This is a genomic window from Microbacterium sp. TWP3-1-2b2, from assembly GCF_049896145.1.
In the GTDB taxonomy this organism is placed as follows: domain Bacteria; phylum Actinomycetota; class Actinomycetes; order Actinomycetales; family Microbacteriaceae; genus Microbacterium.
Genome location: NZ_JAFCTS010000001.1, coordinates 1,718,713 through 1,741,184 on the forward strand (window position 1 = coordinate 1,718,713; position 22,472 = coordinate 1,741,184).

The 22,472-nt window shown below is 67.3% G+C and carries 23 protein-coding genes; 13 read left to right on the forward strand and 10 right to left on the reverse strand.

What is annotated here, in order from left to right:
- Window positions 1-47 precede the first annotated feature (47 nt).
- From ACP7AR_RS08525 to csrA, 9 genes are all read left to right on the forward strand, one after another.
- Window positions 48-977 (forward strand): flagellar motor switch protein FliM, encoded by a 930-nt coding sequence (locus ACP7AR_RS08525; protein WP_426184704.1) that lies wholly within the window; start codon window positions 48-50, stop codon window positions 975-977.
- Window positions 974-1,633 carry a flagellar motor switch protein FliN gene (gene fliN, locus ACP7AR_RS08530; protein ID WP_426184705.1) on the forward strand — a complete coding sequence of 220 codons (660 nt, stop codon included), beginning with the start codon at window positions 974-976 and terminating at the stop codon, window positions 1,631-1,633. Before ACP7AR_RS08525 ends, fliN begins: the two co-directional genes overlap by 4 nt.
- The gene (locus tag ACP7AR_RS08535) at window positions 1,634-2,158 is read left to right on the forward strand and encodes a FliO/MopB family protein (RefSeq protein WP_426184707.1); all 525 of its coding nucleotides are present in this window, start codon (window positions 1,634-1,636) and stop codon (window positions 2,156-2,158) included.
- Window positions 2,155-2,838 carry a flagellar type III secretion system pore protein FliP gene (gene fliP / locus ACP7AR_RS08540; protein WP_426184709.1) on the forward strand — a complete coding sequence of 228 codons (684 nt, stop codon included), beginning with the start codon at window positions 2,155-2,157 and terminating at the stop codon, window positions 2,836-2,838. Before ACP7AR_RS08535 ends, fliP begins: the two co-directional genes overlap by 4 nt.
- Window positions 2,835-3,110 (forward strand): flagellar biosynthesis protein FliQ, encoded by a 276-nt coding sequence (fliQ, locus tag ACP7AR_RS08545; protein WP_426184711.1) that lies wholly within the window; start codon window positions 2,835-2,837, stop codon window positions 3,108-3,110. The genes fliP and fliQ overlap by 4 nt, the downstream gene beginning before the upstream one ends.
- A gap of 1 nt (window position 3,111) precedes the next feature.
- A complete protein-coding gene (locus tag ACP7AR_RS08550; RefSeq protein ID WP_426184713.1) occupies window positions 3,112-3,873 on the forward strand; it encodes a flagellar biosynthetic protein FliR in 762 nt (253 codons plus the stop codon).
- Window positions 3,870-4,958, forward strand: coding sequence for an EscU/YscU/HrcU family type III secretion system export apparatus switch protein (locus ACP7AR_RS08555; RefSeq protein ID WP_426184715.1), 1,089 nt, complete (start codon window positions 3,870-3,872; stop codon window positions 4,956-4,958). The genes ACP7AR_RS08550 and ACP7AR_RS08555 overlap by 4 nt, the downstream gene beginning before the upstream one ends.
- Window positions 4,955-7,024 (forward strand): flagellar biosynthesis protein FlhA, encoded by a 2,070-nt coding sequence (locus ACP7AR_RS08560; RefSeq protein WP_426184716.1) that lies wholly within the window; start codon window positions 4,955-4,957, stop codon window positions 7,022-7,024. The genes ACP7AR_RS08555 and ACP7AR_RS08560 overlap by 4 nt, the downstream gene beginning before the upstream one ends.
- Before the next feature lie 65 nt (window positions 7,025-7,089).
- Window positions 7,090-7,341: a carbon storage regulator CsrA gene (csrA, locus tag ACP7AR_RS08565; RefSeq protein WP_426184717.1), complete on the forward strand. Its 252-nt coding sequence runs from the start codon at window positions 7,090-7,092 to the stop codon at window positions 7,339-7,341.
- Window positions 7,342-7,377: 36 nt separating this feature from the next.
- Here the strand turns inward: csrA and tsaE are convergent, their stop codons facing one another.
- From tsaE to coaA, 6 genes are all read right to left on the reverse strand, one after another.
- Window positions 7,378-7,878 (reverse strand): tRNA (adenosine(37)-N6)-threonylcarbamoyltransferase complex ATPase subunit type 1 TsaE, encoded by a 501-nt coding sequence (gene tsaE, locus ACP7AR_RS08570; RefSeq protein ID WP_426184718.1) that lies wholly within the window; start codon window positions 7,876-7,878, stop codon window positions 7,378-7,380.
- Entirely contained in the window at window positions 7,875-8,948 is a 1,074-nt protein-coding gene (alr, locus tag ACP7AR_RS08575) for an alanine racemase (protein ID WP_426187696.1), read from the reverse strand. Before alr ends, tsaE begins: the two co-directional genes overlap by 4 nt.
- A 38-nt stretch (window positions 8,949-8,986) precedes the next feature.
- Complete coding sequence (locus ACP7AR_RS08580; RefSeq protein WP_426184719.1) at window positions 8,987-9,346, reverse strand: holo-ACP synthase; 360 nt, start codon at window positions 9,344-9,346, stop codon at window positions 8,987-8,989.
- Window positions 9,347-9,469: 123 nt separating this feature from the next.
- Window positions 9,470-11,311 carry a glutamine--fructose-6-phosphate transaminase (isomerizing) gene (gene glmS, locus ACP7AR_RS08585; protein ID WP_426184721.1) on the reverse strand — a complete coding sequence of 614 codons (1,842 nt, stop codon included), beginning with the start codon at window positions 11,309-11,311 and terminating at the stop codon, window positions 9,470-9,472.
- Between the two features lie 64 nt (window positions 11,312-11,375).
- Window positions 11,376-12,560: an L-2-hydroxyglutarate oxidase gene (gene lhgO / locus ACP7AR_RS08590; protein WP_426184723.1), complete on the reverse strand. Its 1,185-nt coding sequence runs from the start codon at window positions 12,558-12,560 to the stop codon at window positions 11,376-11,378.
- 200 nt (window positions 12,561-12,760) lie between these two features.
- Window positions 12,761-13,705, reverse strand: a complete 945-nt coding sequence (gene coaA, locus ACP7AR_RS08595) for a type I pantothenate kinase (protein WP_426184725.1) — start codon at window positions 13,703-13,705, stop codon at window positions 12,761-12,763.
- Between the two features lie 127 nt (window positions 13,706-13,832).
- On the opposite strand from coaA, the gene ACP7AR_RS08600 reads away from it, so the two are divergent.
- A complete protein-coding gene (locus ACP7AR_RS08600) occupies window positions 13,833-15,143 on the forward strand; it encodes a UDP-glucose dehydrogenase family protein (RefSeq protein WP_426184727.1) in 1,311 nt (436 codons plus the stop codon).
- A 73-nt stretch (window positions 15,144-15,216) separates the two neighbouring features.
- Complete coding sequence (locus ACP7AR_RS08605; RefSeq protein ID WP_426184729.1) at window positions 15,217-16,158, forward strand: Ppx/GppA phosphatase family protein; 942 nt, start codon at window positions 15,217-15,219, stop codon at window positions 16,156-16,158.
- Between the two features lie 27 nt (window positions 16,159-16,185).
- Here the strand turns inward: ACP7AR_RS08605 and ACP7AR_RS08610 are convergent, their stop codons facing one another.
- Window positions 16,186-17,619: a GmrSD restriction endonuclease domain-containing protein gene (locus ACP7AR_RS08610; RefSeq protein ID WP_426184731.1), complete on the reverse strand. Its 1,434-nt coding sequence runs from the start codon at window positions 17,617-17,619 to the stop codon at window positions 16,186-16,188.
- Between the two features lie 139 nt (window positions 17,620-17,758).
- Here ACP7AR_RS08610 and ACP7AR_RS08615 point away from each other — a divergent pair, with 139 nt between their 5' ends.
- Window positions 17,759-18,223, forward strand: a complete 465-nt coding sequence (locus tag ACP7AR_RS08615) for a VanZ family protein (RefSeq protein ID WP_426184733.1) — start codon at window positions 17,759-17,761, stop codon at window positions 18,221-18,223.
- Window positions 18,224-18,299: 76 nt separating this feature from the next.
- Window positions 18,300-19,037 (forward strand): low molecular weight phosphatase family protein, encoded by a 738-nt coding sequence (locus tag ACP7AR_RS08620; RefSeq protein ID WP_426184735.1) that lies wholly within the window; start codon window positions 18,300-18,302, stop codon window positions 19,035-19,037.
- Between the two features lie 12 nt (window positions 19,038-19,049).
- On the opposite strand, the gene ACP7AR_RS08625 is transcribed toward ACP7AR_RS08620, so the two are convergent.
- From ACP7AR_RS08625 to rfbA, 3 genes are read right to left on the reverse strand one after another with little or no spacing between them, the layout of a single operon-like run.
- Entirely contained in the window at window positions 19,050-20,498 is a 1,449-nt protein-coding gene (locus ACP7AR_RS08625) for a sugar nucleotide-binding protein (RefSeq protein ID WP_426184737.1), read from the reverse strand.
- Window positions 20,495-21,493, reverse strand: coding sequence for a dTDP-glucose 4,6-dehydratase (gene rfbB, locus ACP7AR_RS08630; RefSeq protein WP_426184739.1), 999 nt, complete (start codon window positions 21,491-21,493; stop codon window positions 20,495-20,497). Before rfbB ends, ACP7AR_RS08625 begins: the two co-directional genes overlap by 4 nt.
- Window positions 21,490-22,362 carry a glucose-1-phosphate thymidylyltransferase RfbA gene (gene rfbA / locus ACP7AR_RS08635; RefSeq protein ID WP_426184741.1) on the reverse strand — a complete coding sequence of 291 codons (873 nt, stop codon included), beginning with the start codon at window positions 22,360-22,362 and terminating at the stop codon, window positions 21,490-21,492. Before rfbA ends, rfbB begins: the two co-directional genes overlap by 4 nt.
- Between the last annotated feature and the right edge of the window lie 110 nt (window positions 22,363-22,472).

Genomic DNA, 22,472 nt, shown 5'->3' on the forward strand with positions numbered 1-22,472 from the left:
CGACTCGTCGCCTTACGCGCGCCGATCCTCACCCGATAGTGGCTTTCGTGGTGATCCAGGACAGCGCGCCCTCTGACGTGCCTGCGGGCGCGGTCTCAGCGACCGCCGAAATCGAGGTATACGACTTCGGTCGATCGGCGACGCTCTCGCGCGAGCACGCACGGGCGCTGGAACTGGCGTTCGAGACGTTCTCCAGACAATGGGCAGCCGAGCTCTCGGCCAAGATCCGAGTGCGGGCGACCGTCACGGTCGAGAACGTGACGATGCAGACGTACGGCGAGTACGCACAGTCGCTGCCGACCACCACGACGCTCGTCGTGTGCGCCTTCCCCGACTCCGCCGAGCGGATGATCGTGCAGTTCCCCTCCTCGGCGGCGACGTCGTGGATCGTCCAGATGGTCGGCGGTCGGCCGACCGGCTCGACCGAGGAGCGCACGTTCACGCCGATCGAGCAGGCTCTGATCGGCTCGCTGATGACGGATGCCATCGCACTGCTCACCGCTGCCATGGACGGACTGCTTCCGCAGGGGATCACCATCGCCGGCATCCAGTACAGCTCGCAGTTCGCGCAGGTGGCGGCCGCATCAGAGCCGGTCCTCATCGCGCAGTTCTCGATGCGTCTGGGCGGGCGCACGGTGCCGACGAGCATCATGCTGCCGGCATCCGTGCTCGCGGGTTTCACCAGCCGCATCTCCGAAGTCGACCGCTCGGCGACACCCGGACTCATCCGCCGCCAGGTCGAGCAGTCGCCGGTCGAGCTCTCCCTGCGCCTCGCATCGCGCAGCGTGATTCCGCGCGATGTGCTCGGGCTGTCCGTCGGCGACGTGCTGTCGCTGCCGCACGCGGCTGATCGCCCCCTGCTCCTCGTCGTCGGCGACCAGCCGGTCGCCACAGCCGCCGTCGGCTCCGCCGGTGCGCGCCTCGCCTGCGTCGTGACGACGACCGTCCCCGATCCCACCCCTGAGGAGTCCGCGTGACCAGCACCACCGCCTACGAATCCGCGATCGCCGCCGCATTCGCGGCGAGGCTGCCCACCGCAGCGCCCACCACCGTGCGCCCCTCACAGGCCTCAGGAGACACCGGCGACGCCGTGGTCGTCAGCTACGTCGGAGAGGCCAGCGCAGACCTGGCCGTGCAGATCCTCGATCCAGAGGTGCTCATCGACGGGCTGCCGAACGCCTCGCTCGCGGACCGGCTGCACGATGCGCTGGAGGCGTCAGCCGGCGCCCTCGGCCCCGGAGCCATCGGCGACGCCCGCATCGGCGACGCCTCGCCGATCTTCTCGCACCCCTCGACGCAGCTGTTCGATCTCCAGGATGAGACCGACCGCACGATCGGACGTCTGGCCGTTCGTGTGACCCGCACGCCGATGAGCGCCGCCACGTCGTCGCGACGACTGCATCGCATCGCGGGCGTCGAGATGGAACTCACGGTCGAGGTCGGTCGCACCCGCATGGCCGTGCGCGACGTGCTCGATCTCGAGCCGGGCCGCGTCGTCGAGCTCGACAGGTCTGCCGGTGCACCCGCAGACGTGAAGCTCAACGGCCGCATCATCGCGCACGGCGAGATCGTCGTCGTCGACCAGGACTACGCGGTGCGCATCACCCGGATTCTCGAGAACGTCGAGGCCTGATTGGACGATCTGCTCGTCGTACTGCGCGTCGCCCTCTCGCTGGCGGCGGTGCTCGGGCTGCTCTGGTACCTGCAGCGGCGCTTCTCGCGCCAGTCGTCGCGCAAGCGTGACGCCGAGGCGATCACGGTGCTGGGCAGGCAGGGCCTCGGAGCGAAGGCGCAGCTCGTCATGGTGCAGACCGCGGACGCCCGCTACGTGCTCGGCGTCACGGAGCACGGGGTCAGCGTCGTGGATCGTCTGCCTCTTTCAGACGCGGGCGCGGATGCCGCCGGCGCGGTCCTCGCACAGGACACGGCGGCACAGCATCCGCCCGTCGTCAGCGCGCAGGATGAGCCCGTCGTCTCGAATGCCGAGGAATTCGACCGCATCCTGCTCGGTGAATCGACGGTGCCGTCTTCACGACCGCAGACCCATGCGTCGTCGGCGCGCCTTCGCGTGCGGCACCGCAGCGACCCGCTCAAGGGATCCATCATCTCCCCTGAGACCTGGCGGCAGACCGCCGAGGCCATCCGGCGCTCCCGATGAGCGTGCTGCCCCTGCTCTCGATCGACTTCAACGGCGTCGACGGCTCGCCTTCGGATGCGATCCTGACGCTGCTGGGCATCACACTGCTCTCGGTCGCACCCGCGCTGCTGCTGATGATGACGTCGTTCACGAAGATCTTCGTCGTGCTCGCCATGACGCGCAACGCGCTGTCGCTGCCCAGCATCCCGCCGAACCAGGTGCTGGCGGGACTGGCTCTCTTCCTGTCGCTGTTCATCATGTGGCCGGTGCTCGGAGAGATCAACACGGTGGCGGTGCAGCCGTACATCGAGGGCACGCTCACGTTCACGCAGGCGTTCGACGTCGGACAGGCTCCGCTGCAGGAATGGATGCTGGCGTACACGCGCGAGGAGGACCTCGCGCTGATGTCGCGGATCGCCGGGCAGGACAATCCGGCGGATGCGCAGAGCGTGCCGCTTTACACGCTGATCCCCGCGTTCATGATCTCGGAGCTGCGCGCCGCATTCATCATCGGGTTCGTGATCTTCGTGCCGTTCCTCGTGATCGACCTCGTCGTGGCTGCGGCCCTCATGTCCATGGGCATGATGATGCTTCCGCCGGTGATGATCTCGCTGCCGTTCAAGATCCTGCTGTTCATCCTGGTCGACGGGTGGGGCCTGATCATCCGTGCGCTCCTGGAGAGTTACGGAGGAGTCGGATGAGCCCCGAAGCGGTGCTCGACATCGGCACACAGGGTCTGATCATCGCCGCCAAGCTGGCCGCCCCCATCCTGATCACCGCCCTGGTCGTCGGCTTCGCCATCTCACTACTGCAGTCGATCACCCAGGTGCAGGAGGTGACGCTGTCGTTCGTACCGAAGATCGTCGCGGTCGGCATCGCGCTCCTGATCGCCGGCAACTGGATGATCGCCGAGATGATCGCGTTCACGAATGACATGTTCGAGCGCATTCCGATGCTGCTGAGCGGCGGATGACGTGAACATCCCGATCGACTTCGCCTGGTTGGAAGCCACGATGCTCGCCGCCGTGCGCATCACGGCCTTCATCGTGATCGCTCCACCGTTCTCCTACGGCGCGATTCCGATGCGCATCAAGGCGATGCTGGCGATCGCGTTGTCCCTTGTGATGGGCGGCGCCGTCGCGCCTGGGTACGAAAACCTCGCCACTGCACCGTTTCTGGGCGCGCTGACCGTGCAGGTGCTCACCGGCGCACTGCTGGGATTCCTCGTGCTGGTGTGCTTCTCCGCGCTGCAGGCGGCCGGGAACCTGATCGACGTGTTCGGTGGCTTCCAGCTCGCGCAGGCGTTCGATCCGCATTCGCTCGTCAACGGCGCCCAGTTCACGCGGTTGTTCCACCTCTCGGCCCTGGCGCTGCTGTTCTCCTCCGGCGGGTACCAGGTCATCCTCGCCGGACTCGCGCGCAGCTTCGAAGCGGTGCCCGTCGACGGCATCTTCGAGGTCTCAGGACCGGCGGAGCTCCTCGTCGACGGCGTCTCGCAGATGGTGCTGGCATCAGTGCAGATCGCCGGCCCCCTGGCGCTGGTGCTCTTCCTCGCCGACGTCGGCCTCGGCCTGATCACCCGCGTCGCACCGGCGCTGAACGCTTTCGCGATGGGCTTCCCCGTGAAGATCCTGCTGACCCTGATGCTCGCCGGGATGGTGTTCATCGCCCTGCCAGGGCTGGTCGACGCGCTGACATCCGAGGCCCTCCGCATGCTCAGGGGGGTGCAGTCATGAGCAACGACAGCGGCGAACGCAGCGAGAAGGCCACAGACAAGCACCTGCGAGAGGCACGGCAGAAGGGTCGGCTGTCCCGCAGCCAGGACCTCACCGCATGGCTGGGGATCGGGGCGGCGGCGATCGCTCTACCCGCTGCCATGCAGTCGGGTGCATCGGCTGGTACAGAGCAGTTGATCTCGCTGAGCTCGATCGTGCACGCACCATCGCCTGCCGCAGCGCTGGGAGCGCTCGGGCTCGGGCTCGGCTCGGTGCTCCCGACCCTCGGCGTGATGCTCGCCGCCGTCGCCATCGTCACTCTGCTGGGCGCCGCGGTGCAGGGTGGCGTGCACGTTCGCCGCTTCAGCGGCAAGTTCGAGCAGTTCAACATCGTCTCCGGCGTCAAGCGCGTGTTCGGGATGCAGGCGCTGTGGGAGGGCGCGAAAGCGCTGCTGAAGACTGCCGCGATCGGCATCGCGCTGTGGATCGTGATCGCCGGCCTCATGCCTGTGCTCTCGGCCAGCGGCGCGCACTCGATCAGCCGTCTGCTCGGCATCGCCACCGAAGGCGGAGCCGCACTGCTGCAGACCGCGATCGCGGTCGGGCTCGCCCTGGCGGCCATCGACGTGTTCGTCGTGATGCGGCGCAACACCAAGCACACGCGCATGACCAAGCGCGAGGTGCGCGATGAGAACAAGAACAGCGAGGGCGACCCCCTCATCCGCCAGCAGCGCCGATCACGACAGCTCGCGATCAGCCGCAATCGCATGATCTCTGCCGTCGCCGGCTCCGACGTCGTGCTGGTCAACCCGACGCATGTGGCTGTCGCCCTGCGGTACGAGGTCGGCCGGTCCGCACCGAAGGTCGTTGCGAAGGGCACCGGCGTCATCGCCGATCGCATCCGCGAGCGTGCTGCGGCCGCCGGTGTGCCGATGGTGCGGGAAGTCCTGCTCGCCCGCGCCCTGTTCGCCGCTTGCGATCTCGGGCAGGAGATCCCTGCTGATCTGTACACCTCGGTGGCACGCGTGCTCGTGTTCGTCGACAGTCTGCGAAAGCGCGGAGCCGCGCGCGGCATCCACTCTCTTCCCCACAGGAGAACCGTATGAATTCACTGCTGAACAAACTCGCCGTGCCGGTCGGCGTGGTCGGCATCATCATGCTGCTCGTCGTGCCCGTTCCGCCGTTCCTGCTGGATGCTCTCATCATCCTCAACATCATGTTCGCGCTCGTGATCCTGCTCACGTCGATGTTCGTGAGGAAGCCGCTCGACTTCTCGGTGTTCCCGTCGCTGCTGCTGGTGGCCACGCTGTTTCGCCTCGGGTTGAACGTCGCCTCGACGCGTCTCGTGCTCGGAGAGGCGTACGCGGGACAGGTGATCGAGGCGTTCGGTGCCATCGCCGTCGGCGGATCGCTCATCATCGGCGCCGTGGTGTTCCTGATCCTCGTCGTGATCCAGTTCGTCGTCGTCACCAAGGGTGCGGAGCGCGTCGCTGAGGTGGGAGCCCGCTTCACGCTGGACGCCATGCCGGGCAAGCAGATGGCGATCGATGCCGATCTGAACGCCGGGCTCATCACCGATGTGCAGGCGCGCGAGCGTCGTGCAGAGGTCGCCGCAGAGGCGGACTTCTACGGCGCGATGGACGGTGCATCGAAGTTCGTGAAGGGCGATGCGATCGCCGGCCTGGTGATCATCATCATCAACCTCATCGGCGGCATCGCGATCGGGTTGGTCCAGCACGGCATGGACATCGAAGAGGCAGTGAGCACGTACAGCCTGCTCACGATCGGCGACGGCCTTGTCACGCAGATCCCTGCGCTGCTGATGGCGGTGTCGACGGGCATGATCGTGACGCGGTCGAACGTCGAGACAGAGATGGGACAGGCCGCGACCGCGCAGCTCGGCCAGTCGCGCAACGCCCTGATCATCGCCGGATGCGCCGCGATCGTGATGGCGCTCATCCCCGGGATGCCGATCCTGCCGTTCGTGACCATCGGGGCGCTGCTGCTGCTGGCCGCGCAGCGGGTCAAGGTCACTCAGGCGCGCGCCGATGCCGCGGCAGCCGCGCAGACAGACGGGGGCGGCACTCCCCCGTCGGATCAGCCGGACGAGTTGATCGAGAAGATGCGGGTGCATGCGCTGGAGATCCAGCTCGCCCCGAACATCGTCGACCTCGTGACCGGCGGTCCCGACGACCTGCTCGCCAGGGTCAAGGCGCTGCGGCGCCGAATCGCCCTCGACCTCGGGATCGTGGTGCCGCCGGTGCGCACCCGCGACAGCGTCGAACTGCCGATGTCGAGCTACGCCATCCGCATCGCCGGAGTCGAGACCGGCCGCGGCACCGCCCCTCCAGGATCGGTCCTCGCTCTGGGCCAGGGGCTGGATGCTCTGCCCGGCGCCGCTGCGGTCGATCCGGTGTTCGGGCTGGAGGGCAAGTGGATCCCGATGGAGATGCGCCACAGCGCCGAGTTCGCCGGCGCGACGGTCATCGACCGTGCCAGCGTCATCATCACGCACCTGTCGAGCGTGATCCAGGCCAACGCCGCGCGTCTGCTCAGCCGCGAGGATGTGCGTCAGCTCACCGACGCGCTCAAGCAGGTCTCCCCTGCCGCCGTCGAGGAGCTCACGCCCGCATTGCTGTCGCTCGCCGAGGTGCAGCGGGTGCTGCAGGGGCTGCTCTCCGAGCGCGTGCCGATCAACGACCTCAGCCGTATCTACGAGGCACTGGCGCTGCGCGCCAAGGTGGCGACCGACCCGGAAGGCCTGATCGAGGCGGCCCGCACGGCGCTCGGCCCCGCGATCGCCGCCCGATTCGCGGATGACGGCAAGTTGCGCGTCATCATGATCAACCCGCTGCTGGAGCAGTCGATGCTGGAGAGCATGCGCGCCGGCGATGACGGGACGCAGATCGTGTTCGACCCGCAGAGGCTGGAGGCCGTGATCGGCTCGCTGAAGCAGGCGGCTGCCGCAGTGACGGACGGCGAGCCGGTGCTGGTCTGCGCCCCGACGCTGCGCGCCGCCGTTCGACGCCTGGTGTCTGCGCAGACCGACGGGCTCCCGGTGCTCTCGTACAACGAGGCGACATCCGCGTCGCTGACGATCGAGACGGTCGGGGTCGTCCGTGACAGCCCGTCGCTTCAGACGGCGGTCGGTTCTGCGCTGGCCGCTCCCTGAGCCCGTCGGCTGATCCCAGAGCTCGTCGGCGGGTCCCTGAGCCCGTCGACCGGTAGGCTGATCTGATGCTGGTGTTGACGAGGCGGATCGGTGAGAGCGTACGCATCGACGGCGATATCGAGGTCACGCTGCTCGACATCAAGGGCGACAGCGTCCGGATCGGCGTGAACGCGCCGCGGGAGACGCGGATTCAGCGCTCCGAGATCGTGGATGCCGTCGTCGCAGAGAACGTCTCCGCCGCTGCCGACTCCGGTGCGGATGCCGAACGGGCGATCTTCGAGGCGCTCGCCAAGCGCCGGGAGTCGCAGGAGCCGTAGGGGTCCGGACGGACTCTGCGGGTCGTTGACCGAGCGTCAGCGAGTCGGAGCGTCCCCCGACGCGACGCGCTCGATCGTCACGGCGCGTGGAGCGTCAGCATCCAGATCCTCGTCGGCCACGTCGTCCCCGGCGGCGCCGACCGGGCGCTCGATCTCGATGTCCCACCAGGCATCTGCGATCGACGGAGCCATCTCGCGGCCCCACTCGATCACCACGACCGACCGCGCGAAGTCGATGTCGACGTCGTCGAGCTCTGCTGCGGATCCCAGCCGATACGCGTCCACATGCACGAGCGGGGCGCGGCCGACGAGCGACGGATGCGTGCGTGCGATCACGAACGTCGGACTCTGCACAGGACCGCGCACGCCCAGCCCTGAGGCGAGGCCACGGGTGAACGTCGTCTTCCCCGCGCCGAGCGGGCCGGTGAGCACGAGAAGATCACCGGCTTCCAGCTGCTCGCCGATGACGAGGCCGAGGTGCTCCATGTCCTGCGATGTCGCGATCGCGCGGCGTCCGAGGAAGGCCGGGTCGATCATGCGCTCCGCCGGGGCACTCGATTGCCGATGCGCGTGACGATCTCGTAATTGATGGTGCTCGCGGCGTTCGCCCATTCGGTCGCCGACGGCGCACCGAGCGTGGGGTCGCCGAACACCACGACCTCGTCGCCGACCGCGACGTGCGAGTCTCCGACGTCGACGACGAACTGGTCCATGGCGACGCGTCCGGCGACCGAGAACCTGCGCCCGTTGATCATGACGGGGCCGCGACCGGATGCTTGGCGCGGGATGCCGTCGGCATATCCGAGCGGAATCAGGGCGAGCGTCGTGTCATGGTTCGTCCGGTGGTCGTATCCGTACGAGACTCCCGCACCGGCTGGGACGCGTCGCACAGCGGCGACGGCTCCGCGCAGGGTCATCGCCGGACGCAGCCCGAGGTCGGCGGATGAGCGGTCATCGAACGGCGAGAGCCCGTAGATGCCGATCCCGATGCGCACGGCATCCAGTCGGGTCTCCGGGTGGTCGATCGCGGCGGCCGTGGCGGCGATGTGCCGGATCTCGGGCCGGATACCGGCGGATGCTGCAGCAGCAGTCCCCTGCTCGAACCTGGCGAGGGCCTCGAGGTCGTCGTCACGAGAGGTGTTGGAGAGGTGGCTGAAGAGGGCGATGACGTGGATGCGTCCGATGCGTTCGAGCCGTGCGGCTTCAGCGAAGACACGACCCCAGTCGCCGGGCGCGACGCCGTTGCGCGAGAGTCCGGTCTCGAGCTTCAGGTGCACGCCCAGCGGACCGTCGGCGCCGGCTGCAGCACCAGCGGCCTCGAGCTGATCGAACGATGAGATGCCGACCTCGATGCGGTGCGCCGCTGCCGACTCGAAGCGCTGGCCCGGCTCATGCAGCCAGGCGACGATCGGGGCGTTGATGCCCTGTCGGCGCAGGTCGATCGCTTCGGCGATCTCGGCGACACCGAGTCTGGTGGCTCCGCCCGAGAGCGCGGCGACGGCGGCAGGAGCCGCCCCGTGGCCGTACGCGTTGGCCTTGACGACGGCGATGACGTCGACTCCGGTGAGGCGCCGGAGATGCCGGGTGTTGTCGGCGATGGCATCCATCTCGATGGTGGCCTCGCGGAACGGGACGGTCTGCGAGCTCACAGCGGGGCTCCCTCGGCGACGACGAAGGCAGTGGCGAGGCCGGCGTCGTGCGACATCGTCAGGTGGAGGTTCAGGATGCCCTTGTCCTTCACCGCGTCAGCAGTGGTGCCGGTGAGCAGGAAATGCGGTCGCCCGGAGGGTTCTGACGCGATCTCGATCTCGGTCCAGTGCACGCCGTCCGACCCACCGAGCGCCTTGATCAGCGCTTCCTTCGCGGCGTAGCGCGCGGCGAGCGACGGGAGCCGTAGTGTGCGCTCCGACGGAGCGAAGAGCCGCTCCATGAGCCGCGGAGTGCGGGACATGGTGCGCTCGAACCGCGGTATGTCGACGAGGTCGATTCCGGTCCCGAGTATCACCGCTCCAGCCTACCGGGGCGCCCGCGACCGAGCGGTGAGACCCCCGGTAAACGCCGAGACCCCAGCGTATTGACGTCAATACGACGGGGTCTCGACGGGAAGACGGGGTCTCAGCGAGAGCGACTACTCGACCGTGACGGACTTCGCGAGGTTACGCGGCTGGTCGACGTCCAGACCCTTGGCCGTGGCCAGGGCCATCGCGAAGATCTGCAGCGGCACCACGGAGAGCACCGGCTCGAACATGGCGCCGGCGAGCGGGATGTGGATGACCTCGTCCGCGAACGGAAGCACCGCGGCATCGCCCTCTTCGGCGATGACGATCACTCGGGCGCCGCGAGCGCGGATCTCCTGGATGTTCGAGACGACCTTGGAGTGGATCAGCGCGGAGTGACGCGGCGACGGCACGAGCACGAACACGGGCTGGCCGGGCTCGATGAGCGCGATCGGACCGTGCTTGAGCTCACCGGCGGCGAAGCCCTCGGCGTGGATGTACGAGATCTCCTTGAGCTTGAGCGCACCCTCGAGCGCGATCGGGTAGCCGACGTGGCGGCCGAGGAACAGCACGGAGCGGGTGTCCGCCATCCAGCCGGCGAGCTGCGACACGTGGTCGTGCTCCTTCTCCAGCACGCTGGCGATCTTCTCCGGCAGTGTCGCGAGCTCTTCGACCGCGGTGTCATCGGTCAGCGTCTGGCGCACGCGCCCCATGTGCAGGCCGAGCAGCAGCAGCGCGGTGATCTGCGCCGAGAACGCCTTGGTCGATGCCACGGCGACCTCTGGGCCCGCGTGGGTGTAGACGACGGCATCCGATTCGCGAGGGATCGTCGCACCCTGCGTGTTGCAGATCGAGAGGGTGCGGGCACCGCGCTCACGGGCGTACTTGACGGCCATGAGCGTGTCCATGGTCTCGCCGGACTGGCTGATCGAGATGACGAGCGTGTCGTCGCCGATCACCGGGTCGCGGTAGCGGAACTCGTGCGCGAGCTCGACATCGGTCGCAACGCGTGCCCACTGCTCGATCGCGTACTTTCCGACGAGGGCTGCATAGGATGCCGTGCCGCAGGCCGTGATGATCACACGGTTGATGCCGATGAAGAGCTCGTCGAGTCCATCGAGCTCGGGGATGACGACCTGGCCGTCGTGCACGCGGCCGAGGATCGTGTTCGCGACCGCCTCCGGCTGCTCCGCGACCTCCTTGGCCATGAAGGATGACCATCCGCCCTTCTCTGCGGCGGCGGCATCCCACGACACGTCGAACGGCTCTGCCTCGACGGAGTTGCCGTCGAAGTCGGTCACCGTGACGGCGTCAGGGGTGATCGAGACGATCTGGTCCTGGCCGATGGCGAGCGCCTTGCGGGTGTGCTCGACGAATGCGGCGACGTCGGATCCGAGGAAGTTCTCGCCCTCGCCGAGGCCGATCACGAGCGGGGAGTTGCGGCGGGCGCCGACGACGAGACCGGGGTGGTCCTCGTGCATCGCGAGCAGCGTGAACGCACCCTCGAGGCGGTTCACGACGTTCTGGAACGCGTCCTGCAGGTTGCCGCTCTTGGCGTACTCGCGGCCGAGGAAGGCTGCGGCGACCTCGGTGTCGGTCTCACTGCGGAACGTGACGCCTTCGGCGAGCAGTTCTTCGCGGAGAGCCGAGAAGTTCTCGATGATGCCGTTGTGGATGACGGCGAGCTTGTCGTCATCGGCGAGGTGGGGGTGCGCGTTGACGTCGGTCGGACCGCCGTGGGTCGCCCAACGGGTGTGCCCGATGCCGGTGGTGCCGTCGCCGAGCGGCGCGTCGGCGAGCGAGTCGCGCAGCATGCTGAGCTTGCCGGCCTTCTTGCGCATGCCGAGGTCGCCGTTGCCGTCGATGACGGCGACACCAGCAGAGTCATAGCCACGGTATTCAAGACGGGCAAGGCCGGCGAGAAGGATGTCCTGGCTGGGGCGAGGGCCCACGTATCCGACGATTCCACACATGGTCACAAGAATAAGCGGCAAATTTTGCGAGTCGTCCGAACGAACCTGCGGATGCCGTCGCGGATCAGAGCAGCGTCAGCAGGTGGTCCGCGATCGCCATCGAACTCGTGGCGGCGGGCGACGGCGCGTTGCGCACGAGCGTGACCGCACCGACCTGGTCGATGGCGAAATCGTCGAGCAGTTCGCCACCTCTCCCCCAGGCCTGGGCCCGAACGCCCGCGGCGTCGGTGCGGCGCAGGTCTGACATCCGCAGCTCAGGGATGAAACGCTGCGCCTTCCGGAAGTACCGTGGCTTCAGAATCGACGCGCTGATCTCGTCGATCCCCATGCGCCAGTGCTGCTTGGCCAGCGGCACTGCACCCGGCCAGCGCAGTGACTCCCAGGTGTCCTTCACCGACAGTCGGCGCCAGTTGTAGCCCTCACGGGCGAGAGCAGGGACGGCGTTCGGGCCGACATGCACGTCGTCGTAGACACCACGAGTGAAGTGCACACCGAGGAACGGGAAGCGCGGATCAGGGACCGGGTAGATCATTCCGCGCACGAGCTCTGTCCGTTCCGGGCGCAGCGCCCAGTACTCGCCGCGGAAGGGCAGGATCTTCGGCGACGGATCAGCGCCGACGAACCGCGCGACGACGTCGGAGTGCAGTCCAGCGCAGACGATGAGGCGGTCGAACACATGGTCTGAGACGGCGGTGCGCACGCTCACGCGGCCTCGTTCTGCGGTGATCCCGGTCACCTCATGGCCGAGAAGGATTCTGCCACCCGCCGCTCGCACGTCCTGCGCAAGTGCTTCGGTGATCGACGTGTAGTCCACGACGGCGGTGTGCGGCGAATGCACGGCTGCGACGCCGCGTGCGTGCGGCTCGAGCTCCGCGATGCGCGCGGTGTCGTCGATGCGCTCCAGGTCGGGCACACCGTTCGCACGCGATCGCCGCTCGATCTCGTCCAGCGCGCCGAGTTCGCTCTCGTCGACGGCGACGACGAGCTTTCCGACCTCGCGGTACGGCAGGCGCTTCACTTCGCAGAACTCGCGCAGCTGTTCACGCCCCGCCGCGCAGAGCGTGGCCTTCAGCGACCCCGGCGCGTAGTACAGCCCGGCGTGCACGACCCCGGAGTTGTGACCCGTCTGGTGAGCGGCGAGCCGCGACTCCTTCTCGAGCACGGTGACCTCGTCGCCGCGCTGGCTGAGAGCGCGCGCGAGCGCCACCCCCACGATTCCGCCCCCGATGACCCCAGTTCTGATCCCCATGCGGTGAGCATACCGACGCGGATGCCGCGCACGTCAAGGGTGCTGGCCGGGCGCAAGGTGGTGCGGCTCCCGCACCCCTCGCCGCCCTCGCACCCTTCGCCGCGGAAGGTGGCGCAGATGGCCGCCAAATCCGCCGCAACACGACAACCAGCGACACCTCACGAGAACGAGCGACGCCTACGGCGCCCCCATCGACCACCTCAGAGCTTGCGCAGCAGCACGCTCTCGACGTTGTGGTCGGCGCCCTTGTTCAGAACGAGGCTCGCGCGGTGCCTGGTGGGCATCACGTTCTCGATGAGGTTGGGCATGTTGATGTCGTTCCAGTAGCCGAGGGCCGTGGTGACGGCTTCTTCGTCCGTCAGATGCGCGAACACGTTGAAGTACGACGACGGGTTGCTGAACGCGCCCTTGCGCAGCGCGAGGAACCGGTCGACGTACCACTTCTCGATGTGCGAGCTGTCGGCGTCCACGAAGACCGAGAAGTCGAACAGGTCGCTCACTGCGACGTCGTTCGGCACGGGCGGCGGCTGCAGCACGTTCAGGCCTTCGACGATCACGACGTCGGGGCGACGCACCACTACGTGAGCATCGGGCACGATGTCGTACCGCATGTGCGAGTAGAACGGAGCGCGCACCTCAGGAGCCCCCGACTTCACCTCGGTGAGGAACGACAGCAGCGCACGGCGGTCGTACGACTCGGGGAACCCCTTGCGCTCCATGAGTCCGCGGCGCTCGAGCTCGGCGTTCGGGTAGAGGAAGCCGTCGGTGGTGACGAGTTCGACCCGCGGCGTGCCCGGCCAGCGGCTCATCAGCTCGCGCAGCAGTCGCGCGATGGTCGACTTGCCCACGGCGACGGATCCAGCGACACCGACGACGAACGGAGTGGTCGTGTCGGTCTCCTGCAGGAACGAACTGGTCGCCGCACCGAGCTGCTTGGTCGATGATGCGTACAGGCTGAGCAGCCGACTCAGTGGCAGATAGACCTCGCGCACCTCGTCCAGGCTCAGCCGGTCGCCGAGTCCGCGGAGTTCGACCACTTCGGTCTCGCTCAGCGGCTGATCCAGGCCGGCCGCCAATCGCGCCCATTCCGCGCGCCCGATCTCTCGATACGGCGACAGGGGCAGTGTGGGGTCGGCGGTGGTCACGCGTTACATCGTATCGAAGCGGATGCTGCGGCTCTCCCATCCCCATCCCTGTCGAAATCGACGGGTGCCTTCGCCGCCCGGATGCGCCATGATGAGGGTGTCGACGCCTGGGGAAGGGGAATGCATCGTGCGCTTGTCGGTCATCGGTTGCGGGTATCTGGGGGCTGTGCACGCTGCAGCCATGGCATCGATCGGGCACGAGGTGGTCGGCATCGACCTCGACCCCCGGAAGATCGATGCACTCTCACGCGGTGAGGCGCCGTTCTTCGAGCCCGGGCTGCCGGAGATTCTCACGGAAGGCGTCGAATCCGGCCGGCTCTCCTTCACCACCGACATCGCGGCAGCTGAAGGCGCCGCAGTGCACTTCGTCGGAGTCGGCACTCCGCAGCAGCAGGACGGGCACGCGGCCGACATGAGTCACGTCAACGCGGCCTTCGAGTCGCTGCTGCCGCATGTGCGCCCTGGCGACATCGTCGCCGGCAAGTCCACCGTCCCGGTCGGCACTGCCGCCGTCCTCGCTCCTCTTGTCGAGGCCGTCGGCGCGACCCTGGCGTGGAACCCCGAGTTCCTGCGTGAGGGCTGGGCTGTGCAGGACACGATCGACCCCGACCGCCTGGTCGCCGGCGTTCCGGCGACTGCGGATGGCGAGCGCGCCGCTGCTGTGCTGCGGGAGGTCTATCACCCGGCGGTCGCCAAGGGCACGCCGTTCATGATCACGGACTACGCGACGGCCGAGCTCGTCAAGGTCGCGGCGAACGCGTTCCTCGCCACGAAGATCTCGTTCATCAACGCGATGGCGGAGATCGCCGAGGTCACCGGCGCCGATGTCACCCAGCTCGCCGACGCGATCGGACACGACGTGCGCATCGGCCGACGCTTCCTCGGAGCAGGCATCGGATTCGGCGGAGGATGCCTGCCGAAGGACATCCGCGCGTTCGCGGCCCGCGCCGAAGAGCTCGGGCGAGGCGAATCGGTGAACTTCCTTCGCGAAGTCGACGCCATCAACCTCCGCCGCCGCGACCGCGCGGTGCAGTTGGTCATCGACGCGCTGGGCGGCAGGGTGTTCGGCAAGAAGGTCGCCGTGCTCGGTGCCGCGTTCAAGCCGTTCAGCGACGACGTGCGCGACTCCCCCGCTCTCGATGTCGCCGTGCGGCTGAACGGCCTCGGTGCGAACGTCGTCGTCACCGACCCGCAGGCCATCGACAACGCCCGCCGCCTGCATCCTCAGCTCACGTACGAGCCCTCCCGTGATGAGTCGATCCGCGACGCTGATGCTGTCGTGATGGTCACGGAGTGGGACGAGTACCGCCGTGATCTCACCCCCGAGCACGCTTCATCGCTCACTGCGGGGCGCGTCGTCGTCGACGGGCGCAACGGCTTCGACGCCGCCGCGTGGCGTGCCGCCGGCTGGTCGTACTTCGGCATGGGACGCCCCTAGGTCTCACCCGCCTGTCATAGTCGCCGCGACCGACGACCCGTGACCGAAGGCGCCGAGCGAGTACGCTCAACCCGTGCGCCTGGGAATCCTCGACATCGGTTCGAACACCGTCCATCTTCTCGCTGCGGATGCCCGCCCCGGTGGCCGTCCGCTCGCGACGACGAGCGATCGCACGGTGGTGCGCCTGATGCGGTACCTCACACCGGAGGGCGCGATCAGCGAAGAAGGCGTGCAGGCGCTGGAAGCGGCCGTCACCAGGGCGCGCGAGATCGCGACCACTGAGCGCGTCGAGACTCTGCTGGCGACGGCCACCAGCGCCGTGCGCGAGGCGCTCAACGGCGATGAGGTCATCGCCCGCATCGAGGCTGCACTCGGCCAGCCACTGCAGGTACTCACGGGCGTCGAAGAGGCGGAGCTCACCTTCCTCGCCGTGCGGCGCTGGTTCGGGTGGGATGCCGGACGCATTCTGCTGCTCGACATCGGCGGAGGATCGTTCGAGTTCGCGGCAGGTGGCGACGAAGCGCCTGAGGTCGCGGCATCCGTTCCGCTCGGTGCCGGACGTATGACCGTCCAGTTCTTGCCGGAGGACCCGCCGGGCGCGGATGCTGTCGAGCGGCTGCGCGCGCACGCCGCCGAGGTGCTCGCGCCTGTGGCTGCGAAGCTCAACGCCCTCCCCGATCCGGATCATATGGTGGGCTCGTCGAAGGCGATCCGGTCACTGGCGAACCTCGCAGGTCGCGAGGTGTCAGGGCTCGGGTTCGACCGCACCGTGCTCTCGCGCTCGGCGTTGAAGTCCTGGATTCCGCGGCTCGCCCGGATTCCAGCATCCGCCCGCCAGGAGCTCCCCGGAATCACCCCAGACCGCACGTTCCAGATCGTCGCGGCTGCGGTCTCGCTGCACACCGCCATGAAGATGCTCGACATCGACGAGCTCGAAGTGTCGCCGTGGGCCCTTCGCGAGGGCGTGCTGCTGCGCTACACCGAGTCGATGAACTGGGGCGGCGCGGGGATCTGACCCGGGCGCCGCGCCAACGTGACGCCGTCACTCGCAGGCGATTCCGTCTCCGTCTCGGTCGAGCTTGCGGCTGTAGCCAGGGTCGCCGGCGCGGATGGGAGCAGCTCCCGCAGCGCGGACTGCCGTGCAGTTCTCGTAGTACGTCGAAGCCGGCGGCGCAGGAGCGGGAGCGACCGGCACAGGCGCGGGCGCGACCGGCGCGGGTGCGACGGGCGCAGGAGCTGGGGCCGGTGCGACGGGCGCGGGTTCTGCGGGAGCGGGAGCGGGAGCAGGTGCGACGTCGACAGGTGCCGCCGCGGCGAACGCCGACGTCATCGCCGGCTCATCCGCGCAACCGCCGAGCACGCGCGCGATGGCGTCATACTCGGCCTGTGTCACCCACAGCCCATAAGTGGCCTTGACCGACACCTGCCGTGCGACGTACTCGCAGCGGAAGCTCTTGTTCGCCGGCAACCAGGTGGCAGCATCGCCATCGCTCTTCTGGGCGTTGGCCTTGCCGTCGACCGCGAGCAGGTTCAGCGGATCGTTCGCAAATGTCGCCCGCTGGTCGGCCGTGAGCTGCTGCGCGCCCTTCTGCCATGCATCCGAAAGCGCGACGACGTGATCGATCTGCACCAGCTCCGACGTTCCCTGGCCACGCTCGAAGGTGATCGTCTGCCCGGTGAACGGGTCGTCGAGGATGCCGGAGAGGACCCTGCAGCGTCCCGAAAGGTTGACGTCAATCAGCTGCGCGGCGAGGGTGTCGTTGCGGGTGTCGCAGCCGTTTCGGTCGACGTCCAACCAGCGCTGGCCGAACTCGTCTCGGTCGTAGCCGGTCTTGGCCGCGCGTCCCTTGATCGGCAAGGTCTCGAGCACGTCGAGCGCCGTCAGCCCCTCGGTGGCGGAGGTGTCGGCAACCGTCGCGGTGTCTCCGATGAACGCGGCGGGCTCGGCGTCGTCGTCCGCGAACGAAGAGGTGGGCGTCGGTGAGGGAGCCGGTGCCGGGCTGGCTTCGGCTGTCGCGCTGGGTGAGGCCGCCGCCACCGGCTTGTCCGTGGTCGAGCCGACCACGATCGTGCTGATGTTTCCGGTGATGAGAAATGCGACCGCTGACACCGCGGTGACGATCGTCGCGACCTTGCGGTCACGGAACCGCAGCCAAGTCGGCGTGTTCTTCACGAGGGCGACGATGCCGGTGATGAGCACCACCAGCCACAGCGGCGCGAAGATCGGCGCCAAGATCAGCCCGAGTACCAGGACGGCCAGCCCGAGCACGATCCAGGCCCATATCGGCAGTCGACGCTTCTTCTCGGCGATCACGGCGGCCGGTGCGGCGGATGCAGCGGGCGGGGGCATTACCGATGTCGGCTGCGCGACAGAACGCACCTGAGCAGTCCAGGTGGAGCCATCCCACCAGCGCAGGTCGCTGGAGTTCTCTGCAGAGGGATCCGGATACCACCCGGCGGGAGGAGACGATGACATTCCAACTCCTTAGGCAGCCTGTCAAAGATCACTGTCGGCCGTATTCACCTGCACGTAACCGGCAAGGCGGGACTGGATGACGGCAGGACGCGGACGCGTCACTCAGGCTGTCCCAGGGTCGCGCTCATAGAATCGGCCCATGCCCGCACCCCGCGTCCCGCCGTTCGCGATCGTCGCCCGTGTGATGCTCGTGCCCTACGCCATCGCGGTGGCGCTGATCGTGTGGTTGCCGGCCACCGCAGCATCCAAGGTGACCGGCATCGTCTTCCGGTTCGCTCGGTACGTGAGCGAGCACTCCGGCATCTCGCTCACCACGAGTTACGCGGTCTTCGAGTTCCTCGCGAACATCGCACTGTTCGTTCCGCTCGGTCTGCTGCTGGTTGCCGCGTGGCCGCGATCGAACGCGTGGGTGGTGCTGCTGCTGGGTTATTCGGCGAGCGCCACGATCGAGTTGGTTCAGACGATGCTGCCGAGTCGATACCCCACTCTGTCGGATGTCGTCGCGAACACGATCGGCACCGCGATCGGATGCCTCGTTATTCGCCTGTTCGTGCAGCGGCATCCCGCTCCGCGGAGGGTGCAACCGGCGATGGTGGACGCATGATCCGTGCTGCATCTGGCTGGGCGTCTGCCTGGGTCACATCGACACCGGTCTTGCACGTGAGTCGTAGGGTGGAAGCGTGACACCTCTCCCCCCCGACCGCCCTGCCGGCATGAGCCGTCGCGAGTGGCGCGAGCAGCGAATGGCGAAGAGCACTCCGACGCCCCAGCCGCCCGCGGCCCCATCACTCTTCGGCAGTGCGAAGCCGGCCGAATCGACAGACGATGCCCGGCCGACCATCCTTACGGTGTGCACCGGAAACATCTGCCGCTCCCCCATGGCCGAGGTGCTGCTGCGCGCGCGGCTCGAGTCGCTCGGTGTGCGCGTGCACAGCGCCGGCACGCACGCGTTGGTCGATCACGCGATGACCGAGCCGGCGCAGGCACTCGCGGTCGAGTCGGGTGCGAGCCCGGCGGATGCCGCGGCTCACAGCGCCCGCTACCTGGTCGAGCCGTACCTGCTCGGGGCTGATCTGGTGCTCGCCATGGCGAGGGAGCACCGTTCGTACGCCGTCAAGATGATGCCGAGCCGGATGCGCCGCACGTTCACGGTTCGAGAGTTCGCACGGCTCGCGTCGACGCTCAGCACCGATCAGGCCCACGCCGCCGCCGAGGCCGCCGGCGCCGATCCGAAGGCGCGGCTGGCTGCTGTGTTGCAGGCTGTCACGGATCAGCGTGGACTCGTGCCGGCTGATCCTGAAGACGACGACGTGATCGACCCGTATCGCCGCTCGCAGGAGACATACGCGAAGTCGGCCGCTCAACTGATCCCTGCCCTGGATGAGGTCGAGCGCGTCGTGCGGGCTGCGCTCGGCTGAATCGGTCGAATCCTAAGAGGGTAGTTTGCGTCCAGCTTCGCTCGGCGAGCGAACAGCGAGGTAGTCGGCCAGCGCCACGCCGCCGTCACGCAGGGTGAACCCTGTCGCGGTGATCTTCGCCAGATCCAGCACGCTGTTTAGAGGACGCGGAGAAACCGGAGTGGATGCGTTCGCGAAGTACGCCGCAGTCGTCACGTTGCCGACGCGTGCGTTGTCGTTGCCAGTAAGGCGGAATACCTCGCGGGCAACGTCGGCCCATGAGAGCGCTGGGCCGCTGCAGGTGACGTTGTACGTGCCATACGCGGCATTCTTCTCCAACAAATGCACGATGGCATCCGCGATGTCGTTCGTGAATGACAGCCGCCCGATCTGGTCGCTGACGACGCTCGGATCGACACCACTGTCCGCGAGCGAGGCCATGGTGCGGACGAAGTTCTTGCCCTCGCCGATCACCCAGGATGTGCGCACGATGTAGTGCCGTGACGAGGTCTGCGCGGCGAGATCTCCGGCCGCTTTGGTTTGACCGTACACGCCGAGCGGCGCGAATTCGGCATCCTCGGTGTAAGCGCCCGTCGCGGAACCGTCGAACACGTAGTCGCTCGAGACGTGCACGAGCGTGATGCCGTTCTCGTTGGCGACGCGTGCGAGTGCCGCGACCGCCACAGCATTCGCCTGCCATGCGGCAGTACGTCCTTCGGCCGTCTCTGCGGCATCGACGGCCGTGTACGCGGCGGCGTTGATGATCGTGCCGTAGTCGCGCCAGCGTCGCGCTCGTGCGATGTCGGGAGCCGTGACGTCGAGCTCGTCACGGGTGACGTACTCGATGTGAGGCGCGTCTCCGAGCCGTTCACGTAGCGCGAGACCGAGCTGCCCACCCGCACCGAGCACCAGCGTTTTGCGTGGGGCGATCGGTGTGACGTCGGCGAGCCGTGGATGCGCCTTGTCCTTCTCCGAGATCTCGACCTCGCTGAGCGGGATGGGCCACTCGATTGCGGCGCTCTCGTCGGCGAGATTCAGGAAGGCGTACTCCGCCGCCGGAGACCAGTGGTCGTTCACGAGGTAGGCGTACGCCGTGTCCGGCGCGAGCGTCTGATAGGAGTTGCCGACACCGCGGGGAACGAAGATCGCCCGCGACGGGTCGATCTCGGTGGTGAAGACCGCGCCGAAGCTCGGACCCTCGCGCAGGTCGACCCAGGCGCCGAAGATGCGTCCGGTCGCGACCGATACCCACTTGTCCCACGGCTCTGCGTGGATGCCGCGAGTGGTGCCGACCGCGTCATTGAAGGAGATGTTGTTCTGCACGGGGCCGAAGTCCTCGAGACCCAGTGTGGTCATCTTCTCGCGCTGCCAGTTCTCCTTGAACCACCCGCGTGAGTCGCCGTGCACCGGCAGCTCGAACACGATGAGTCCTGGGATCGGCGTTTCAATGGGCTGCAGCTGTTTGCCGAAGATGTCGCTCATTGCCCTTTTCCTGCGTAGAAGCCCTCGGTGGCATCCTTGCTGGGCGCCCACCAGCCCTCGTTCGCCCTGTACCAGTCGATCGTGGCCGAGAGGCCCGACTCGAAGTCGCCGTACGAGGGGGTCCAGCCGAGCTCGGTGCGCAGCTTCGTCGAGTCGATCGCGTAACGCAGGTCGTGTCCGGCGCGGTCGGTGACGTGCTCGTATGCGTCCGCGGGCTGTCCCATCAGCGTGAGGACCAGCTCGACGACGTCTTTGTTGTTCTTCTCTCCGTCGGCGCCGATCAGGTACGTCTCGCCGTCGACGCCCTTCTCGAGAATGGTCAGCACAGCGGAGGAGTGGTCGTCGGCATGGATCCAGTCGCGCACGTTCTCACCCGCACCGTAGAGCTTGGGCCGGATGCCGCGGATCACGTTGGTGATCTGGCGGGGGATAAACTTCTCCACGTGCTGGTACGGACCGTAGTTGTTCGAGCAGTTCGAGATCGTGGCCCGCACTCCGAACGAGCGCACCCACGCGCGCACCAGCAGGTCGCTGCCGGCCTTGGTCGAGGAGTACGGCGAAGACGGATTGTAGGGCGTGGTCTCGGTGAATCGCTCGGGATCATCCAGTTCGAGGTCTCCGTACACCTCATCGGTCGAGATGTGATGCAGACGGGTGTCATGGCGACGCGCCGCCTCGAGCAGCGTGTAGGTGCCGACGATGTTCGTGTCCAGGAACGGACGCGGATCATGCAACGAGTTGTCGTTGTGCGACTCCGCCGCGTAGTGCAGCACCGCATCCGAACGTGCGAACAGCTCGTCCACGAGCGGCGCATCCGTGATGTCGCCGTGAACGAACGCGACACGGTCCTCCGACAGCCCCACGAGCGATGCTCGGTTTCCGGCATACGTCAGCGCATCGAGAACGGTCACATGGTGGTCGGTGTTCTCTACAACGTGGTGCACGAAGTTCGATCCGATGAATCCGGCCCCTCCGGTCACGAGCAGACGGCTCATGCGTGTCCTCTCTTGAGCATGTCGAGCAGGTAGCTCCCATAGCCCGACTTCACCAGCTTGTCCGCGCGTGAGCGCAACTCGTCATCCGTGAGGTATCCCTGGCGCCAGGCGATCTCCTCCGGCACGCCGATCTTCAACGCCGTCCGCCGCTCCATTGTGCGGACGTAGTCGGCAGCATCAGTCATCTGATCGAATGTGCCGGTGTCCAGCCATGCGGTACCGCGCGGCAGCACCTCCACCTGCAGCTTGTCTCGCTCCAGGTAAGCACGGTTGATATCAGTGATCTCGTACTCTCCACGCGCACTCGGTTGGAGGTTCTGTGCCATCGCGACGACGTCGTTGTCGTAGAAATACAGGCCGGGTACCGCATAGTTGCTCTTCGGTGACGCCGGTTTCTCCTCCAGAGAGATCGCCTTGCCCTCACCGTCAAACTCGACCACGCCGTACGCCTGGGGCTCAGCGACCCAATATGCGAAAACCGCGCCGCCATCGATGTCAGCGAAGCGTTGGAGGCGACTGCCCAGCCCTGGACCGTACAGGAGATTGTCACCGAGCACGAGGGCGACACTGTCATCTCCGATAAAGTCGGCGCCGATTGTGAAAGCCTGCGCCAGACCGTCCGGAGACGGCTGCTGAGCGAACGCGAGATTGATCCCGAACTGCGATCCGTCGCCCAGCAGACGCTCGAAATGCTCCGCGTCGTGCGGCGTCGTGATCACGAGAATATCCCGGATGCCCGCGAGCATTAACGTCGACAACGGATAATAGACCATCGGCTTGTCATACACCGGGATCAACTGCTTCGACACACCGAGAGTAATCGGATGCAACCGAGTACCCGAGCCGCCCGCAAGAATTATGCCCTTCACGGCTCCATCGTGCCATACAGCTCACCCTCTAAGCGTTGGGGCCAGCGGTCCAGGCGCTGGCTACGGCAGGTTAAGCGTTCGACCCGGACAGCATTGTGGTCCGGCAAAAG

Coding starts and splice junctions, on each gene's coding strand:
- fliP (WP_426184709.1), top strand. CDS start 2,155: ATGAGCGTGCTGCCCCTGCTCTCGATCGACTTCAACGGCGTCGACGGC.
- fliQ (WP_426184711.1), top strand. CDS start 2,835: ATGAGCCCCGAAGCGGTGCTCGACATCGGCACACAGGGTCTGATCATC.
- ACP7AR_RS08555 (WP_426184715.1), top strand. CDS start 3,870: ATGAGCAACGACAGCGGCGAACGCAGCGAGAAGGCCACAGACAAGCAC.
- ACP7AR_RS08560 (WP_426184716.1), top strand. CDS start 4,955: ATGAATTCACTGCTGAACAAACTCGCCGTGCCGGTCGGCGTGGTCGGC.
- csrA (WP_426184717.1), top strand. CDS start 7,090: ATGCTGGTGTTGACGAGGCGGATCGGTGAGAGCGTACGCATCGACGGC.
- tsaE (WP_426184718.1), bottom strand. CDS start 7,878: ATGATCGACCCGGCCTTCCTCGGACGCCGCGCGATCGCGACATCGCAG.
- alr (WP_426187696.1), bottom strand. CDS start 8,948: ATGGATGCCATCGCCGACAACACCCGGCATCTCCGGCGCCTCACCGGA.
- glmS (WP_426184721.1), bottom strand. CDS start 11,311: ATGTGTGGAATCGTCGGATACGTGGGCCCTCGCCCCAGCCAGGACATC.
- lhgO (WP_426184723.1), bottom strand. CDS start 12,560: ATGGGGATCAGAACTGGGGTCATCGGGGGCGGAATCGTGGGGGTGGCG.
- ACP7AR_RS08610 (WP_426184731.1), bottom strand. CDS start 17,619: ATGTCATCGTCTCCTCCCGCCGGGTGGTATCCGGATCCCTCTGCAGAG.
- ACP7AR_RS08615 (WP_426184733.1), top strand. CDS start 17,759: ATGCCCGCACCCCGCGTCCCGCCGTTCGCGATCGTCGCCCGTGTGATG.
- ACP7AR_RS08625 (WP_426184737.1), bottom strand. CDS start 20,498: ATGAGCGACATCTTCGGCAAACAGCTGCAGCCCATTGAAACGCCGATC.
- rfbB (WP_426184739.1), bottom strand. CDS start 21,493: ATGAGCCGTCTGCTCGTGACCGGAGGGGCCGGATTCATCGGATCGAAC.